This window comes from Evtepia sp. (assembly GCF_034090835.1).
Taxonomy (GTDB): domain Bacteria; phylum Bacillota; class Clostridia; order Oscillospirales; family Oscillospiraceae; genus Evtepia.
Genome location: NZ_JAXDRS010000036.1, coordinates 1 through 15,784, shown reverse-complemented (window position 1 = coordinate 15,784; position 15,784 = coordinate 1). Strand labels below are relative to the sequence as shown.

At 58.2% G+C, this 15,784-nt stretch carries 14 protein-coding genes; 5 read left to right on the top strand and 9 right to left on the bottom strand.

Annotation, left to right across the window (positions count from 1 at the left end):
• From SOR61_RS07350 to SOR61_RS07325, 6 genes are all read right to left on the bottom strand, one after another.
• Nucleotides 1–265 (bottom strand): DHHW family protein (locus SOR61_RS07350; RefSeq protein ID WP_320612019.1); only part of this gene is annotated, 265 nt, incomplete at its 3' end.
• Nucleotides 266–280: 15 nt separating this feature from the next.
• Nucleotides 281–1,669 (bottom strand): MBOAT family O-acyltransferase, encoded by a 1,389-nt coding sequence (locus SOR61_RS07345; protein WP_320612018.1) that lies wholly within the window; start codon nt 1,667–1,669, stop codon nt 281–283.
• Between the two features lie 86 nt (nt 1,670–1,755).
• Entirely contained in the window at nt 1,756–2,283 is a 528-nt protein-coding gene (locus SOR61_RS07340; RefSeq protein ID WP_320612017.1) for a DUF4358 domain-containing protein, read from the bottom strand.
• Between the two features lie 35 nt (nt 2,284–2,318).
• Nucleotides 2,319–3,143, bottom strand: a complete 825-nt coding sequence (locus SOR61_RS07335) for a GDSL-type esterase/lipase family protein (RefSeq protein WP_320612016.1) — start codon at nt 3,141–3,143, stop codon at nt 2,319–2,321.
• Between the two features lie 123 nt (nt 3,144–3,266).
• Nucleotides 3,267–4,661, bottom strand: coding sequence for an S-layer homology domain-containing protein (locus SOR61_RS07330; protein ID WP_320612015.1), 1,395 nt, complete (start codon nt 4,659–4,661; stop codon nt 3,267–3,269).
• 73 nt (nt 4,662–4,734) lie between these two features.
• Nucleotides 4,735–5,199 (bottom strand): hypothetical protein, encoded by a 465-nt coding sequence (locus SOR61_RS07325; RefSeq protein ID WP_320612014.1) that lies wholly within the window; start codon nt 5,197–5,199, stop codon nt 4,735–4,737.
• 148 nt (nt 5,200–5,347) lie between these two features.
• Here SOR61_RS07325 and murI point away from each other — a divergent pair, with 148 nt between their 5' ends.
• Entirely contained in the window at nt 5,348–6,157 is an 810-nt protein-coding gene (gene murI, locus SOR61_RS07320; RefSeq protein ID WP_320612013.1) for a glutamate racemase, read from the top strand.
• Between the two features lie 63 nt (nt 6,158–6,220).
• Here the strand turns inward: murI and SOR61_RS07315 are convergent, their stop codons facing one another.
• The gene (locus tag SOR61_RS07315; RefSeq protein ID WP_320612012.1) at nt 6,221–7,456 is read right to left on the bottom strand and encodes an MFS transporter; all 1,236 of its coding nucleotides are present in this window, start codon (nt 7,454–7,456) and stop codon (nt 6,221–6,223) included.
• A 21-nt stretch (nt 7,457–7,477) separates the two neighbouring features.
• On the bottom strand, nt 7,478–8,416 hold the full coding sequence (locus SOR61_RS07310) for a hypothetical protein (protein WP_320612011.1): 939 nt from the start codon (nt 8,414–8,416) through the stop codon (nt 7,478–7,480).
• Between the two features lie 236 nt (nt 8,417–8,652).
• Between SOR61_RS07310 and SOR61_RS07305 the strand changes: the two genes are divergently transcribed.
• Complete coding sequence (locus SOR61_RS07305; RefSeq protein WP_320612010.1) at nt 8,653–10,317, top strand: helicase-related protein; 1,665 nt, start codon at nt 8,653–8,655, stop codon at nt 10,315–10,317.
• A gap of 67 nt (nt 10,318–10,384) precedes the next feature.
• On the opposite strand, the gene SOR61_RS07300 is transcribed toward SOR61_RS07305, so the two are convergent.
• Nucleotides 10,385–10,972 carry a TetR/AcrR family transcriptional regulator C-terminal domain-containing protein gene (locus tag SOR61_RS07300; RefSeq protein ID WP_320612009.1) on the bottom strand — a complete coding sequence of 196 codons (588 nt, stop codon included), beginning with the start codon at nt 10,970–10,972 and terminating at the stop codon, nt 10,385–10,387.
• 170 nt (nt 10,973–11,142) lie between these two features.
• Between SOR61_RS07300 and SOR61_RS07295 the strand changes: the two genes are divergently transcribed.
• The 3 genes from SOR61_RS07295 to SOR61_RS07285 all read left to right on the top strand — a co-directional run.
• Nucleotides 11,143–11,844, top strand: a complete 702-nt coding sequence (locus tag SOR61_RS07295; RefSeq protein ID WP_320612008.1) for an ABC transporter ATP-binding protein — start codon at nt 11,143–11,145, stop codon at nt 11,842–11,844.
• Nucleotides 11,845–11,877: 33 nt separating this feature from the next.
• Nucleotides 11,878–15,372 carry an FtsX-like permease family protein gene (locus SOR61_RS07290; protein ID WP_320612007.1) on the top strand — a complete coding sequence of 1,165 codons (3,495 nt, stop codon included), beginning with the start codon at nt 11,878–11,880 and terminating at the stop codon, nt 15,370–15,372.
• A gap of 144 nt (nt 15,373–15,516) precedes the next feature.
• The coding region (locus tag SOR61_RS07285; protein WP_320612006.1) for a helix-turn-helix domain-containing protein at nt 15,517–15,784 on the top strand (268 nt) is incomplete at its 3' end.

Genomic DNA, 15,784 nt, shown 5'->3' with positions numbered 1-15,784 from the left:
CGTTGCGGCCGGTGGCCAGGTTCCAGTAGGCGTTGACCCCCACGAAGAAGTCCCGGCCGGGGACCTGGTCGGCGGTGAAGGTCTCCAGGTCCTCCTGGAAGGAGCCGTCCATAATGGCCTGGACGCTTACCTCCGGAAGATCCGCCAGGTTGCGCTTTTCGTTTTCCGAATAATCCTTATGGGGCAGCAGGAAGAGAAGCAGGGTCATCACCGCCAGAAACACCACAAAGACCACAGCGGGCAGAACAGAATAGAGTTTTTTCAATGCCGTCTCCCCCTCTCAGAACCGGAAATACAGGAAGGGATTGTAGCTGTCGCTCACCAGGCTGGCGGTGCACAGCAGCAGGGCCGCCAAACAGAGCAGGCTCTCTGCCAGAGGCATCCACTTGCGGTCCTGGTACTTCTCCCAGATGGATTTTCCCAGCGGCGTAGAGGCCACCACGCCAATGATCGCCATACCCGCCCAGGGGAGGGCCAGCGAGACTGCGCTCTGTGCACCGGACGTCCAGGAGAACATCACCTGCAGATAGTTCAGCGCCGCCGTGAGGTCGGGCGAGGCGAAGAACACCCAGCCCACGATCACGATGACCATGGCGTAAAGATGCTGGAAGAGGGCAGGCAGCTTTCGGATAAACCGTCCCAGCAGCAGCTTTTCCAACAGCAGCAGGACGCCATAGTAGAACCCCCAGAACAGGAAGTTCCATCCAGCCCCGTGCCAGAAGCCCGTCAGAGCCCAGACCACCAGGATGTTGAAGCACTGGCGCACCGCACCGCAGCGGTTGCCGCCCAGAGGGATGTAGACATAGTCCCGGAACCAGGTGGACAGGGACATATGCCATCTCCGCCAGAACTCGGTCACGCTCTTGGAGATATAGGGATAGTTGAAGTTGATGCAGAACTCAAAGCCCAGCATCCGGCCCAGGCCCCGGGCCATATCCGAATAGCCGGCAAAGTCAAAGTAGATCTGCAGCGTGTAGGCGCAGGCGCCGCACCAGGCGCCCAGGGTCCCCACCGCCGCAGGATTGGCCGACATAGCGTCCCACAGCATACCAAACTGGTTGGCCAGCAGGACCTTCTTCGCCAGGCCCACCACGAACAGGCGCACGCCGGAGTTGAACATAGTGGTGGTTTCCCGTCGGCTGACCAGCTGCTCGTTGACGTCCTTATACCGGACAATGGGGCCGGCAATGAGCTGAGGGAAGAGCGAAATATAGGTGGCAAAGTTCACAAAGCTGTGGGATGCCTCACAGTCCTTCCAATAGACGTCGATCAGATAGGAGACCGCCTGGAAGGTGTAGAAGGAAATGCCGATGGGCAGAGAAATGTTCACATCCGGCAGGAAGGACAGAGCCGGGATCTCCCGCAGCGTGTCCACAAACAGGCCGGTGTACTTGAACACGCCCAGGGCAGCCAGATTGAGGATGATCCCCACCACCAACACGCCCCGGCGTCTGCCCTGGGTGGGCTGCTTGTCCATCAGCACCCCGGCAAAGTAGTTCACCAGGATGGAGCCGATCATCACCAGGACGTAAACCGGCTCACCATAGGCATAAAAAACCAGGTTCGCCAGCAAAAGAAAAGCGTTTCTGCACCGGAACGGCAGGATGTGGCTCACCAGCAGCACCACCGTCAGGAACAGAAACAGGAAAGGTAAACTTGAAAAAACCATGTCTGCTACATTCTCCTGAGAATACTGCCGGGCAGTCCTTTTGACAGCCCGGCAGCATCATTTTCACTTTATTCTGGCAGGGACGATCAGGCAACTGCCTCCTGGAAGATGGAGACCATGGTGTCGTACTGCGCAGAGAAGAACATGCCGACGTACACACCGCTGGTCACGACCTTGCACTTTTCAGCCAGAGCCAGGCTTTCGGGGTCATAGGAAGCTGCCTGGTCGGCAATGCCCTTCAGGCGGCTTTCCAGCTTGGCCTGAATGTCAGCTGCAGCGGCCTCATCCTTGGCCTCGACCATGACGATCTCCTGGGGGAAGGCGCCGCCGGAGGGGGCGGAAAAGCTGGCAGAGCTGGCCACCTGGTCAGCGGAAATGCCATACAGACGGGACAGACCGTCGGTCTCCACATCGCCGTTGCCGGTGATCTGGCACTGGTCAATGATCTGCGTACGAACCGCAGCCAGGTCCACCTTCTTGGTATCGGTGGTGGTAGAGGTGGAGTAGTTGTCGCCCGCCGGCTCCTGGGTGGGTTTATCGCCGCCGCAGGCAGCCAGAGACAGGACCATGACCAGAGAAAGCACCAACGCTGCAAAAGATACGAACCGTTTCATAACTTCTTCACTCATCCTTCATTTTTGTTTATATTTTACTTCAGCGCTTCCGGTACGTGGGTCAGAAGGTACTCTGCCCAGGCCGCAGCACCGTTGTAATTGAAATGGATCCCCATGGCCTTGTCGCCACTAAAGTCTGCCCGGAGATACCCCGCTTCATCCTTCACGGCCTCGGAAACATCCACGAAGTACCACTGGCGCTCCTGGCAGATCTCCTGCATCCTGGTGTTGAATGCTCCGATGGTGGTGTTGTTCAGGGAATCGTCAGCCCGGGGGCTGTCTGCGGTCATGGGCGTCACCGACTGGATCAGAATGGTTGCGCCGGGGGATTTTTCTAAAATTCTATCGACTAATGTTACCAAATCCTTACATGCTCTGTCAACACCCCCGGCGATACAATTCATGCCGAGCATGATATAAACTTTTTTGGCCCCGCTGGCAGCAATGCCATCCTCCAGCTTCGGCCGCTGGCCCGACCCCTTGGGGTACTCCGGCAGCCGGGAATTGCCCGCCTGATAGGAAAGGGCATTGGTCTGACTAAGGCTCACCGAGCAGAAGAAATCTGCTTCCCCCAGCTGATTGGAGCTGCTGTTGTAGCTCTCCAGCATCACCGAGACCGAGTCGCCCACAAAGGCCGCATCATTAAACCAGGACGGGTCCACCGTTTCCGACGCAGGCACCAGCGGGACAAACGCCGGTTTCTCTTCTTCGGGAGAGTCTCCCTCCTGGCTCTGTCCCCCCGCCGGCTCCGTGGCTGTGCCCGGCTGCTCTCCTCCGCCTTCGGCCTCCGCAGGCTGTCCGCAGGCACAGAGAGAAAGGATGAAGACCAAAGCGAGACTGAGTGTAATCCACCGTTTCATAAATACGCTCCTTTTTCCGTTGAATCTTTCTTATTGTACGATCTGAAAGCGGATATCGTATAAAGATTTTATTAAGGTTTTATAAAACTATTCTCCGTCAGTCTCACCGGTGGTTTCCCAGGTTTATTGCAGCTCATCGGGTACGTGGGTCTTGAGGTACTCCACCCACACCTTTGCTCCGTCAAAGGTAAAGTGCATCCCCATCTTTCCGTAGTCGCTGCAATACTCCTTTTTCAGATACCCGTTTCCATCCTTGAACACTTCTGCAACGTTCAGGTAGTACCAACGGTTCTGCTGACAGAGTTCCAGCATCTTCGCGTTGTAGGCGTTGATGGTATCGTTGTTGAGTTTTTCCGACTTGCTGGTGCTGGAGTCTGCCATGGGCGTCACCGACTGGATCACGATGGATACGTTGGGGTTCTTCTCCTGGATCTTTGCGATCACCTTCTGCATGTCGCTGGTGGCCCGTTCCACACCGTAGGCGATGTTATCCATGCCCAGCATGATGTAGACCACCTGCGCGCCGCAGGCCGCCACACTGTCCTCAACGGGGGGCTTCTGCCCGGAACCCTTGGGATACTCGGGAAGGATCTTGCCCGTCAGCATATTGGTGGCGCTCATGCTGCCTGCGCACAGGAACTGTGCGTTCCCCAGCGCACCGCTGGAGTTGGCGTAGTATTCCAGGGTCAGGGAGATGGAGTCGCCAATGAACACCGTTTCGTCAAAGTAGCTCAGATCCACTTCCGAACCGGAGGATACCTCCGACTCAAAGGGCATATTTTCATACTCGGTATAGAGGCTGTCATAGGCGCCGGGGGTCAAGTCCACCATTTTGCTCCCCTCAGGGGCCTGGAGCCCGGCGGAGTTAAAGATGCGATAGACGATGGCTGCACACTCTTCCCTGGTCATCTTTTCTCCAGGACGCAGCCGGCCATCCTCATACCCCTTGATGATCCCCGCCATCTGGCAGGCGGTCACACCGCTGCGGGCATATTCCTGCACCTGCAGGGAATCCTTGAAGGGCTTGGGCTCCACCACCTGAATGAGAGATATCTTCTCCAGGGCGGCAAAGCGGGTGAGCATGGTGCAGACCTGCTCCCGGCTCACGTTGCCGTCCGGCTCAAAGGTATCGTCGCTCACGCCGCCGACCACGCCCTTATCATAGGCCCAGTTGACGGCGTCGTAGTAGGGGGAGTCCTTGGGGACGTCGTTAAACTTCGGCGTGCCCTTGCCCTCACCGGCCTCTTTCTCCCGGTCTTTCAGCGCGCCCTGGTCCAGCTGGTACAGCGCCAGCACCAGGTCACCGCGGGTCTCCGGTTCCGAGGGATTGAATTTCTCCTGAGACTCCAGGGCCCCCACCCGGTTCAGCTCTGTAATATACAGGTAGCTCCACATATCTTTGGTCACATCGATATATGGGTTCTGCCAGCTCTCCTTCCCCTGTCCCGTGGACCGAATGAGAGACACAGAGGAAAACAATATCATAAATGCAAGAAACCAACTCAGCGTCTGTTTCATACACACAACCTCCCAAAGAATGACCCCACGGACAGGGCCTCACAGATTTGTTCATTGTACGGGATTCTCTGCATCAAAAGTGCACCAAAACATCCTTTTTTTCCCTTTTTTCTGCCCCCTGCTGTGCATCTTTTCGGGCCTCCGTGGGACCCGTGGGACCCATAGCGCCGGAAGGCCCTGTGGCGCCGGGAATTCCGTCTGTTCCAGCCGGTCCTGTGGGGCCCGTCGGACCAGCAGGGCCAGTGGGTCCGGTGGGACCGCTGGGCCCCACCGCAAACAGCAGGGTAAAGTCCGGCGACTGCCCCGGGATCCCCCGGGGATCGTTGGTATTCACCCGATAAAAGTACCCCTCATACGTCACCACCTGTCCGGCGGAGTAGGATTCGCCGGGCACAAAAGGCACCGGCGTCGTTCCTCCGGGCGGGAAGGGCGGAGGACACACCGGCGGACAGGGCGGCGGGCACTGGGGCGGGTGCCAGCACGGCTTGCACGGCCAACGCTCCGGCAATCCAAAGTCGCTGCATTTGTAACGCTTCATACTGCTTCCTTTCTCCGCCTAAAAGGCGGGCACATGCAATTGAGGGTGGTCTCCCCTCAGTTCACTCTATGCGTCCCCGCCCTATTTGCCCCCTTCCCCCTCCCACTGAAAAAATCCTGTGGCGCGGACAGGGGAAAGGTGGTATACTATGCAGGAAAAGAATGAACCCAAGGGAGGACTGGCTGTGGACAAACGATCTCTGCCAATCGGCGTATTCGACTCTGGACTGGGCGGCATCAGCGTGCTTCGTGCCTGCACCGCCCTCCTTCCCCAGGAAGACTTCCTCTTTTTCGGAGACTCCGCCAACGCCCCCTATGGGGAAAAATCCCTGGACCAGGTCCGGCAGCTCACCCTGGACCATGTCGCCTCCCTTCTGCATCAGGGGGTGAAGGCCGTGGTGGTGGCCTGCAACACCGCCACCAGCGCCGCCATCGTTCCCCTTCGCCAGACCTATCCCCACTGCCCCATCATCGGCATCGAACCTGCCCTCAAGCCCGCAGCCCAGGCGGACAACAGCTCGTCCGTCCTGGTCATGGCCACCCCTCTCACTATCCGGGAGGACAAGTATCAAAAACTGGCTGCCGCCTTCTGTCATGAGGCCAACGTCATTTCCCTGCCCTGCAAGGGCCTGGCGGAGATGGTGGAGCAGGGGATCTGGGACGGTCCGGCTCTGGATTCCTATCTCCAGGACCTTCTCCTCCCCTTCCGTTACTGCAATGTAGAATACATCGTTCTGGGCTGCACCCACTATCCCTTCGTTCGAAAGGCCATCGCCCGCAACTTCGGCCGTCCGGTGGAGATCATCGACGGCAGCGAAGGGACCGCCCGCCAACTGAAACGCCAGCTGGAAGCAGCCGGCCTTCTCAATCCCCGCCAAACCCCGGGACAGGTGGTCTTCCAGAACAGCCTGCCGGAAAAGCTCCCCATGAGCCAAACCCTCTACACCATCGATTATTGACCACAAATAAACCATCGCCCCGACACGGTCCTTCCTGGAACCGCATCGGGGCGATGGTTTTCTTTACCATTGATACTTCTTTTTTCTCCGTTCTGCCCGGTAAGACAGCGCGATGAACACCAACGCCGCTGCCATAAACCCGGAAAACAGCAGGTACGCTGGGATGTAGCCGCCAAACTGATCTGCCAGCAGTCCAGGAACACTGGCAAACACCAGGGCACCGGCGGCATAGACCACCTGTAACCGGCGGATCACCTTAGGATACTGGTCCGGGGAGGACATATCATTGGCCCAAACCGACGGCCCAATGGTGGCGATGGGGTAGCCGATCCCCAGACACAGCACGGTGATGATGCAGATGACCATGCTCTGGGTAAAGGCCAGGCAGCAGAGCAGATGCCCCACCAGAAGGATGCCTCCAAACAGAAGACTGGACCGGCATCCGCCAATGCGGTCGGTGGTCTGTCCATAGACCAGCTTCCCCAGGGTGATCATAATGCCCACGCCGCTGATGATGGCAGCCACGGTCATGGGGTCAAAGCCCTCCGAGGTGTACAGCACCGACAGGTGGGAGAACCCCGGATTGGCCAGGGCTCCCATAAACAGGCTGACGTATCCCATCAGCACCCAGGTCTTTCGGCTGAGGGTCCGGGACTCCGTCCCGATCTCCCCTGCCTCCCCGGGTCCTTCCTCTTCCTCCTCCCGGCCACAGGGCTCCAAGCCCTTCTCCTTGGGGTCGTTCCGGAGAACCAGGAAAATCACTGCCGTCAAAAGAAGAATCCCAAGGCTCTCCCAGCGGAAGGCCGCCGCCATGGACAGGCCCTCCACCAGATGGGTGGTCACCGGGGGCAGGACAATGGTGGCAATGCCGCTGCCCGAAGCGCAGATGGCCAGGGCCAGGGCCCGATGACGGACGAACCACCGGTTCATCAGAATGGACACCGGGATCATGGAGCCCAGTCCATAGCTGATGCTGGAAATGGCCGCGCCCACGCAAAACATACCGTAGGTCTTGGCGCCGCTATACAGCAAAAAGGCAGCGCCTGCGCTGAGCGCCGCGATCCCGGTCCCCACCCGGATACTGACCTTTCGGTAATAAAATCCGATCCCCAGCATGGCCAGGAAGGAAACCAGACAGCGCAGGGTCACCAGCGATGACGTCTGCCCGTGGGTCAGGCCCCGCTCCTCCATAATGTAGGGAAGGTAGACAGAAAATCCATTGGACACCGTCCCCATGGTCACAAACAGCAGCAGGGTCCCTGCAATGCAGACCGCCCAGCCATAGTGGATCCGTTTCATCTTTTTGCGCCTTCTTTCTCGTTATCCTTCCTCTTTTACACGGCGTCCGATCTCCTTGACCGCCTTCTCGTAAAACAGCCGATACCCGTCGTTGTCCAGGTCCTGCATCCCCAGGGTGATGCAGTCAGCCTGGTAAGCCCGCAGCAAGGCGTGCTTGGTCTCCGCCGATCTCCGCCCCGGTTCAAAGAAATACAAGCCTCCATGGGAAGCCCGCTCCCTCTTCTTTCTGCACAGCAGCCACCAAAGATCCATCTCCGCTGTGTCATAGCCAAATCCGAGAGAATACACATCCCCCAGAATGAAATAGTCCAGCCAGCTCAGCACCGGCAGCCCCTGTCCATCCCGGCCCATACGATACTTACAGTCCGGCGCCCGTTTTGTGAGGTAGGCGTCATAGCAAAACAAGAGATTGCCATAATAATAGTGGCCCAGGATAACAGAGTCCGGTTTATTGGCCTCTCCATGGATATGGAACAGCGGAACGGTTCCCTGCGCCGCAGGGAGAGAATAATAGGTATGCAGCATAAACCGCCGTTCCGCCCGGGCCACCCCCGCCGTATGCCGGCGGTACCGCCGGGCCCGAGAGGGCACCTCCAGGAAATCCTGGTCCGCCGCACACTCCAGCTCATAGGTGAAGTTTGGGGTGAGGATGCAGTCAAAGGGCATGGCCAGCAGCTTCTTCAGGTGCAGATCCAGCCAGGGATGGAGCTCACACCGTGTCAGCTCCCGTTTGAGGTCCTTCAAGGAAACATCCACATGATCCTGGCTCAAGAGGACCGCCTGCATGGGGAGCGGCATGGATTTCACCTGCTCCGGGGTGTAATCGGTCCGGTTGATCCGGGCCAGCAGCCCCGCCCAGGAGGCCCCGCCATACACCCGGTTAAGCCCGTTGCCCAGCAGCAGCACCTTTGGCCGCTGCCCGGGATAGATGGTCAGAGCCGGCTCTCTTTCCTTCTTCATGGCGCCTTCCTCCGATCCGGTCTCCTTGGCAAAAACGAAACCGCCGCCGGAGGCCCCGCAGGGGCTCCCTCCGCTGGGGCGGATCTTTGCATGTGTGTTCTTTTATTATACGACCCCTTTCCAAGATTCGTCAAGACGACCCCCGTCCCGGCAGATCATTGCCCCCGGCAGCGGTTCATGATACAATATCCCCACCGGAGTCCCATCCCATAAAAACCACGAGAGGATGACGCCCCATGGCAAAACGTACACAAGGAAACCTCTGGTCCCCCAGCCTGCTGAAAAGCAGAGGCTGGAACAGAGAACTCATGGCGCAGCTGCTGCCCCGTCCCCGATACCGCCGCATCAACGGACGCTCCGTCCCGCTGTGGCACCGGGACGACGTAAGGGCCGCAGAGGCCAAACCTCTGTTTCAGCAGAGAGCCAGAAAGCCTGCCCAGGCGCACAAGGCAGATCCCTCTGCAAACGCCGCTGCCACCCAAACCGTCGCCCTTCTGGAGAAAGCCTGGGAAGCCCGCCCCAGAGAGGATTCCCTCTCCCAGGTCCTGGCGGGTCACTACCACCAGGTCATCCGCTCTCACATCCCGGGCGCCGCCAGCGGCCGGGCCCTTCGCTCCTCTCAGATCTCCGGCTACCTCACCCAGTTCTCTGCCCTGGCGCACGGCTGCGACAGCGACCAGCTTCCTGGTATTTTGACCCATTTCGTCCAGGCTGCCCCGTGGCTGGGAGAAAACCCCACCGCCCCCCTTGCGGTACAGATCCTCTCCGCCTACCCTGCCATTCTTTTGGGTGCCGCACAGGAGGCCAAAGACCTGCTGCTGCGCATCATCGACAGCTGCGGCGACACCTGGGAAGTGGAACACCACCAGCGGAAAACCCCGCTGCTGTGCATGACCCACACAGTGGACTACACCCGCATCCAGCCGGGAGACGCCCTCATCACCTTCTCCAAGATAGGGGTCCTCAGCGTGGCGGAGGACTTACGGCAGTCGGGCAAAGAACCCGCAATTATTTACGGTGCCCTTCCCTATTCCACCCGGCGAAAACAGATGGAAGGATTCCTGTCCGGGGAAATGGACTACGTGGTCTCCACCGACGCCATCGGCATGGGCCTGAACCTGCCCATCCGAAGGATCATTTTTATGGATACGGAAAAGTTTGATGGAATAGAACGCCGGGAATTGAAACCGGAAGAGATCCAGCAGATCGCTGGGCGGGCCGGACGATACGGCATATACGACAAGGGATATGTAGGCGCCACCCAGAACCTGGGCGCCATCCGGGCAGGCCTCAACACCGTGGTCCCACCCCTGCAGCACGCCGTGGCCGGCTTCTCCGACCTGGTGCTCACGGTGGACTTTGATCTTCTGGAAGTGCTCACTGAGTGGAACAAAATGCCCACCGCAGACCCCTATGTCAAGCTGGATATCAGCCGGTACCTCACCATCATCTCCAAGGTGCGGGAGAAGGGCTTCTCCCTCTCCAAAGAGCAGGAACTGCGGGCCGCCAACATCCCTTTTGACGAGACAGAAGAGCCCTTGCGGGACCTCTTCTTCCACTTCCTGCGGCTGCACCAGCAGGGACAGGAGATCCAGCAGCCGGACATCCCCCCGGACCTGCCCCGGACTCTGCCGGAACTGGAGCTCTACTGCCGGAAACTGGACCTCTACTTTTCCTTTGCCAAGGCCTTCCAGTGCCCGGTGGACGAAGATCTGCTCTATGACCGCCGGGAGGAGATCGCCGACGAGATCAACGAGATCCTCCTCCACCGCCTGAAAAACAACATTCGCTTCTGCGCCCAGTGCGGCGCAGCCCTTCCCCTCCATCATCACGGCCGCCTGTGCGAGGCCTGTTTCCGAAAAAAACGGAGGAACACACCCCCCTCCTGGCGCCGAACATAATATTCTTCGGAAAAACGAAGCGTCCGAACTTTTTCATTCGGACGCTTCGTTTTTTGTTCAACAACTCTCAGGTCTCTTCCTGCCATTTGAATGTAACGCCATACAAAATCAGTCGATTGGCCAGCTCTGCCACATCTTCCGGCTGCTCCTGGAATCCATTCAGCGCCCAGGTCCGGATGAGGCCCACCGTCCCGGACACCACAAACTCCAGGGCATACTGAGGTGCTTCCTTATCCACTACGTGGTACAGCTCCCGCCACTCTTCCAGGCATTTCCGATAGATCAGCTGATTGAGCCGCCTGGAAAATCGATCCACTGACTGCCGGGTCAAAAATACCCGGCAAAGGTTCTGATTTCTCCCCACAAACCGAAAAACTTCCTGCAATACGGTGGAAATATTTCTCCGTACGATCTCCGATGTATGCAGGTCCAGCAATTCTTCCAGCTCGGAAAAAATCTCGTTTTCGATTTGCTCCAACATATCATAGATGTCTTTGTAGTGCGTATAAAACGTGCCGCGGTTGACATCTGCCAGGTCCGTCAGTTCCCGAACAGTGATGCTGGAAAGATCCTTTTCCAACAGCAGTTGGGTCATCGCCTGCCGAAGTCTCGCTTTTGTTCTTCGAACGCGACGGTCCATTCCCTTCTGCTCCATGTTCTCACCTTTTTCTTCCATTTAAAGACCAGTTTTTCAACACAACGTTCAATAAAGTCGATTTCCAAACACATCGGACATTAATTGACGGTTGTAACTCTCTTAATCTTCATTATACTAAAAATATCCAGATTATCAACACCTGTTTCTTAACCCAAAGAGGTGAGTATATGTCCTATATTTCCATGGATCATGTGGTAAAACACTATCACATGGGTGAAGTCACCATTACTGCTGTGAACAACATCACCTTCGATATCGAGAAAGGCGAATTCGTCATCGTGGTAGGCCCCTCCGGTGCGGGAAAGACCACCGTCCTGAACATTCTGGGCGGCATGGACAGCTGCAGCTCCGGCTCCATCCGAGTGGACGGACAGGAGATCAGCAGCTACACGCCCAAGCAGCTCACCGCTTACCGCCGCTATGACATCGGCTTCGTCTTTCAATTCTACAACCTGGTGCAGAACCTCACCGCTCTGGAAAACGTGGAGCTTGCCACCCAGATCTGCAAGTCCCCCCTCCCCGCTGCCGAGGTCCTCACTCATGTCGGTCTGAAAGACCGATTGAACAACTTCCCCGCCCAGCTCTCCGGCGGAGAGCAGCAGCGGGTGGCCATCGCCCGGGCGCTGGCCAAAAACCCCAAGCTCCTCCTCTGCGATGAGCCCACCGGCGCTCTGGACTACATCACCGGCAAGTCCATCCTGAAACTGCTGCAAGACACCTGCCGGGAGCAGGGCATGACCGTGGTGGTCATCACCCACAACACCGCCATCGCCCCCATGGCAGACAAGGTCATCCACGTGAAAAACGGACAGGTGGAATCCATCGACTACAACGAGTCCCCCATGCCCGTGGAAGACATTGAGTGGTGACCCCTCCCCCATCCCTCAGAAAGGAGGCGCACGATGAAACGAAAACCCAGCCGGCTGCTGGTCGATACTGCCCGGGAGATCCGGCGTACCGTGACCCGCTTCCTCTCTCTGCTGATCCTGTCTGCCCTGGCTGTCTGCTTTCTGGCCGGACTCCGGGCCGCCGCCCCTGATATGAAGCTCTCCGCAGACGCCTACTTCGACCAGCAAAAACTCATGGATCTTCACATCCTCTCCACGCTGGGACTGACAAAAGATGACATCAGCGCCCTGGGGGCGCAGCCGGATATCCTTCTGGCCGAGGGGGCTTACACCGTTGACGCCACCATGGCGATGGAGTCCAGAGACCTGGTGGTGAAGGTCCTTTCCTACAAAGAAGGCACCGGGGTCAACATCCCTGCCCTCAAGGAGGGCCGTCTCCCTCAGGCCCCCAACGAATGTCTGGTGGAACCCCTGCTGCTGGAGGAAAGCGGCCTGTCCATCGGGGATACCATCTCCCTGAACACCGGGGAAGGTACCTATAAGGACGCCCTCTCCGTCCAGGAGGCCACCATCGTGGGCGTAGCCACCTCTCCCCTGTACATCTCCATCGACCGCGGTTCCTCCTCTCTGGGCACCGGAAAGGTCTCCGCCTACATTATGCTGCCCGACGCCGCCTTCTCCATGGACTACTACACGGACGCCTATTTGCTGGTGGACGGTGCGGAAAAACTGGAAACCTATTCCGACGAATATGACGACCTGATGGAAACCTGCACCAAGGCCCTCAAGCCCCTGGCCTGGGAGCGCAGCCAGCTCCGTCTGGAAGAGGCCAACCAGCAGATCAGCAAAGCCGAAGAGGCCCTGGCCGAAGGGGAAAAGGAATCTCAGGAAAAACTCCAGGCCGGACAGGACGAACTGGACGCCGCGCGCAAAGAGCTGGACGACGGCTGGGCAAAGTACCGGGAGGGCGCCGCCGCCTTTCAGGCAGAAAGCGCAGCCGGACAGAAAAAACTGGACGATGCCCAGGCGCAACTGGACGCCACCAAGAAACAACTGGACGCCGGGGAAAAGGCCTATGCCGACGGCGTGGCCTCCCTGGAGGCCTCCCGTCCCGCCCTGGAGCAGGCCCGCAGAGAGCTGGACGCAGGCTGGGCAGAATACAACGCCGGATACACCCAGTATCAGCTGGGCCTGAGCCTCTATCAGGCGGGGGCTGCCGCCATGAAGGCAGAGGCCGCCTCCCGCGCTTCTGCCCAGGCCTCCACCCAGGCCGCCGCCCAGACCCGCTCCATCGCCGACGCCGAAGCCAAAAAGCAGGCCACCCAGGCGGAAGCAGAACGGCCGGGGAGCTATTACTGGGTCTATCAGAAGGTATACGCCCAGGTGTATGCCCAGACCTACCCTTCCATTTATGACAAGGTCTACAACAGCCTCTATGGGCAGATCCTGACAGAGCTGGAAAACTCCCCCCGCTACGCCGCCCTCAAAGAGCAGAAAAAGGAGCTGGACGCTGCGAAGGCCCAGCTGGACGCTGCCAAAGCCCAGCTGGACGCCGGGGAAGCCGAGTATCGAAAGGGACTTCAGCAGCTGGAATCCGGCAAACAAACCCTGGAGAACACCCGAAGGCAACTGGACTACGGCTGGCAGGAATATTACAAAGGCCTGACCTCCCTGCAGGAAGGCCGGGAGACCCTGGTGACCCAGCTGGAACAGGGACAGAAGGAACTGGACCAGGCCCGAGAAAAGCTGGAAAAGGGAGAGGAAGAGTACAGCAAAGGGTATGAGACCTTCCAGAAAGGCAAGGAAGACGCCGAAGCCCAGCTCAACGACGCCAGAAAGGAAGTGGAGCAGGCCAAGCGGGACGTCAAGCTGCTGGAAGAAGGCCAATGGTACATCCTGGACCGCAACACCAACGTAGGCTACGCCAGCTACAGCATGGACGCAGACCGTATGGGCAGTCTCGCCACCATCTTTCCCCTGATCTTCTTCCTGGTGGCCGCCCTGGTCTGCCTGAGCACCATGACCCGTATGGTGGAAGAGCAGAGGACCACCATCGGTGGTCTGAAAGCCCTTGGTTTTTCCAAGCGTTCTATCGCCGTAAAATATGTGGGATACGGCTTCATCGCCAGCGCAGGGGGCGCCCTGGTGGGCCTTGCCGTCGGCCTGACCCTGCTGCCTTGGATCATCTGCCGCGCCTGGCTCATCCTCTACTCCATCGGAGAGATCGTCTACAGCTTTGAGCCCGCCACCTCCCTGCTGGCCTGCGCGGCCTCCATCGGTACGGTCACCATCTCCGCCCTGGCCGCCTGCTTCTCTACCCTGTCGGCCTCCCCGGCAGAGCTCATGCGTCCCAAAGCGCCTCCCATGGGCAAGCGCATCCTGTTGGAACGGATCACCCCCTTCTGGAAGAGACTGTCCTTCCACTATAAAATCACCCTGCGCAACCTGTTCCGCTATAAAAAGCGCTTCTGGATGACCGTTATCGGCATCGGCGGCTGCGCCGCTCTCATCGTCACCGCCTTCGGTCTGCGGGGCTCTATCCTTGGGGTCATGGAAAAACAGTACGACGAGATCTACCACTACACCGCCCAGGTGGGGCTGGTGGACAAAGTCACACCGCTGGAAGAAAAAGAGGTGGAAGATACCTTCTCCCAGAGCTCTCTGGTGAGCGGATACCTCCCCTGCCGCACCGAGGCCTACACAGCCCAGAGCGAGACTTTCACCGCTGACTGCTACCTCCAGACCACAGAAAGTCTGGACGCCCTGGCCCCTTTTATCACCCTGCGCCACCGCACCAACGACGACCCTGTGACCCTCCCCAACGACGGCGCAGTCATCACCGAAAAGCTGGCCATCCTTCTGGACGTCAAACCCGGAGACACCATCACCCTGGACGGGGAAAAGCGGGTCTCCATTCGGGTGGCCGACATCACGGAACATTACATTCAGCACTACATCTATATGAGCGACGCCTACTACCAGCAGGTGTTTGGCCAGCCGCCGGAGGACAACACCATTCTGGTAGACCTGGCCACCGACGCCCAGGAGGTAGATGCACTGGAAAGCCAGCTGGTCTCTCTGGACGGCGTGACCTCCCTCTCCCTCATCACCGACATTCGGGACACCTTCACCTCCAGTCTGGAGAGCATCGACTACGCCGTGATCCTCATTATCGTGTGCGCCGCTGCCCTGGCCTTCGTGGTCCTGCTCAACCTCACCAACATCAACATCACTGAGCGGATGCGGGAGCTGGCCACCCTGAAGGTGCTGGGCTTCTACGACCGGGAGCTGTCCTCGTATGTCTACCGGGAGAACGTGATCCTCACGGTATTCGGAGTCGCTATGGGTATGGTATTGGGGAAGTTACTCCACCAATGGCTGGTGCTGACCGTAGAGATCGACATGCTCATGTTCGGCCGCTTCCTGAATGCCCCCAGCTACCTGTGGGCCGCCCTGCTCACCGCCGCCTTCTCCCTCCTGGTCAACCTCTCCGCCCATCGAAAGCTGAAAAGTCTGGATATGGTGGAGTCGTTGAAGAGCGTAGAGTGAGGCTCTGTTTCCTCAGAGAAAATGCATCGCAAAGCAACACAAAGACGTCCTGCGGAACTTTTGAACTGAACCAGTAAAAACGGACAATAGACAAAACGCCCCCTGATGTAGAAAAATGGAAGTACTACATCAGGGGGTAATTTAATGGCCAGAAAATATGAAAAAGTAAAGTTGCTTCTTCCCATTGTTCAACAGATGCAAGCGGAAGGGAAAACGCAGAAAGAGATAGCAAAGGAATTGGGGTTGCAAAGTGAGAGAGCCGTAAAAGATTTGCTCTACCGTGCAAGACACCGGCAGGAAAAGGCCATTCCCAAACAGCGAGGAAGAAAGCCTGCCAAGACATTGGCAGAGTACAAATATGAGAACAAAAGGCTAAAAATGGAGAACGAACTGTTGCGGGATTTTCTGCAAT

Coding starts and splice junctions, on each gene's coding strand:
- SOR61_RS07345 (WP_320612018.1), bottom strand. CDS start 1,669: ATGGTTTTTTCAAGTTTACCTTTCCTGTTTCTGTTCCTGACGGTGGTG.
- SOR61_RS07340 (WP_320612017.1), bottom strand. CDS start 2,283: ATGAAACGGTTCGTATCTTTTGCAGCGTTGGTGCTTTCTCTGGTCATG.
- SOR61_RS07335 (WP_320612016.1), bottom strand. CDS start 3,143: ATGAAACGGTGGATTACACTCAGTCTCGCTTTGGTCTTCATCCTTTCT.
- SOR61_RS07330 (WP_320612015.1), bottom strand. CDS start 4,661: ATGAAACAGACGCTGAGTTGGTTTCTTGCATTTATGATATTGTTTTCC.
- SOR61_RS07325 (WP_320612014.1), bottom strand. CDS start 5,199: ATGAAGCGTTACAAATGCAGCGACTTTGGATTGCCGGAGCGTTGGCCG.
- murI (WP_320612013.1), top strand. CDS start 5,348: ATGCAGGAAAAGAATGAACCCAAGGGAGGACTGGCTGTGGACAAACGA.
- SOR61_RS07315 (WP_320612012.1), bottom strand. CDS start 7,456: ATGAAACGGATCCACTATGGCTGGGCGGTCTGCATTGCAGGGACCCTG.
- SOR61_RS07310 (WP_320612011.1), bottom strand. CDS start 8,416: ATGAAGAAGGAAAGAGAGCCGGCTCTGACCATCTATCCCGGGCAGCGG.
- SOR61_RS07305 (WP_320612010.1), top strand. CDS start 8,653: ATGGCAAAACGTACACAAGGAAACCTCTGGTCCCCCAGCCTGCTGAAA.
- SOR61_RS07300 (WP_320612009.1), bottom strand. CDS start 10,972: ATGGAGCAGAAGGGAATGGACCGTCGCGTTCGAAGAACAAAAGCGAGA.
- SOR61_RS07295 (WP_320612008.1), top strand. CDS start 11,143: ATGTCCTATATTTCCATGGATCATGTGGTAAAACACTATCACATGGGT.
- SOR61_RS07290 (WP_320612007.1), top strand. CDS start 11,878: ATGAAACGAAAACCCAGCCGGCTGCTGGTCGATACTGCCCGGGAGATC.